A 1,604-nucleotide genomic window follows, 5' to 3' on the forward strand; every position below is an offset into this window, starting at 1 on the left:
AAAGTGCACACCAGCGAAGAATAAGCAGGTAATTCCCAATGGCTTTAATCGCTCGAGCTCGCAAAAAGCGCAAGCCGGTCGCCGAGATGAACGTAGTGCCTTACATCGACGTGATGCTGGTGCTGCTGGTTATCTTCATGGTGACCGCGCCGATGCTCAACCAGGGCGTGAAGGTTGATCTGCCCAAGGTTTCCAGTGAAGCCTTGCCGCAAGACAACAACACTCAAGTCCTGACCATTTCGATCAAGGCTGACAAGACCTATTACTGGAACCTTGGCAGCGAAGTCGACACGCAGAAGCAGCAAGACAAGGCCCTGACCTTGCCCGCGATGACCGATGCCGTGACCAAGATCATTCGCTCCGGCAACGAAGGCGGCAAGCACACCCAGGTGTTCATCCGTGGCGACAAATCGGTCGACTACGGCTCTGTCATGGGCGCCATGGGCGGGCTGCAGAAGGCCGGCGTGGGTAACGTTGGCTTGATTACCGAGGCGCCCTGATGCAGCAACAGCGAGAGCCGTCCGCCTCGGAAAGCTTCTTCTGGCCTAGCGTCTGGGCGATTGCCCTGCACGTCCTGGTGTTTGGCATGCTGTTCGTCAGCTTTGCCATGACCCCGGACCTGCCGCCAGCCAAGCCGATCGTGCAGGCGACCCTGTATCAGCTGAAATCGAAAAGCCAGGCCACCACCCAGACCAATCAGAAGATTGCGGGTGAGGCCCAGAAGTCGGCTGCGCGCCAGACTGAAGTCGAACAGATGGAACAGAAGAAGGTCGAGCAGGAAGCGGTGAAGGCTGCTGCGGAACAAAAGAAAGAAGAGGCGGCTCAAAAGGCCGAGGAATCGAAAAAGGCAGACGAAGCCAAGAAGGCCGACGAGGCGAAAAAGGCTGATGAAGCCAAAAAGTCCGAGAAGGCTGCCGAAGCTAAAAAAGCCGAAGAGAAACAATTGGCTGATATAGCCAAGAAGAAATCTGAAGAAGAAGCCAAGAAAGCTGCTGAAGAAGAGGCCAAGAAAAAGGCCGCTGAAGACGCCAAGAAGAAAATAGTCGAAGACGCGAAGAAGAAAGCCGCCGAAGACGCCAAGAAAAAAGCTGAAGCAGACGAGGCGAAGAAGAAAATCGCCGACGACGCGAAGAAGAAAGCTGCCGCCGATGCCACCAAGAAAAAGGCCCAGGAAGCAGCGCGTAAATCCGCCGAAGAGAAAAAGGCCCAGGCCTTGGCAGATTTGCTTTCCGACACGCCTCAGCGTCAGCAAGCCTTGGCCGATGAGCAGGGCGATGATGTCGCGGGCAGTTTCGACGACCTGATTCGGGCGCGGGCAGCAGAGGGTTGGACACGTCCACCTTCGGCGCGTAAAGGCATGACAGTAGTGCTGCAGATCGGCATGTTGCCGGACGGTACGGTGACTTCGGTCAGCGTGGCCAAGTCCAGTGGTGACGGTTCGTTCGACAGTTCGGCGGTTGCCGCGGTCAAGAACATTGGCCGGTTGACCGAGATGCAGGGAATGAAACCAAGCGACTTCGCTCCCTATCGTTCATTCAAGATGACATTCACACCTGAGGATCTAGCCTTGTGAGAAACCTTCTTCGAGGAATGCTTGTCGTTAT

2 protein-coding genes are annotated in these 1,604 nt (G+C 55.9%); both read left to right on the plus strand.

Features of this window, described 5'->3' with window-relative positions; all coding sequences use genetic code 11:
- The first annotated feature begins 47 nt into the window (after positions 1-47).
- Positions 48-500 carry a protein TolR gene (tolR, locus tag AC3ZU9_RS31365; protein WP_161793227.1) on the plus strand — a complete coding sequence of 151 codons (453 nt, stop codon included), beginning with the start codon at positions 48-50 and terminating at the stop codon, positions 498-500.
- Positions 500-1,573: a cell envelope integrity protein TolA gene (gene tolA / locus AC3ZU9_RS31370; protein WP_015885608.1), complete on the plus strand. Its 1,074-nt coding sequence runs from the start codon at positions 500-502 to the stop codon at positions 1,571-1,573. Before tolR ends, tolA begins: the two co-directional genes overlap by 1 nt.
- Positions 1,574-1,604: the final 31 nt, after the last annotated feature.

Source organism: Pseudomonas sp. A39 (assembly GCF_058145955.1).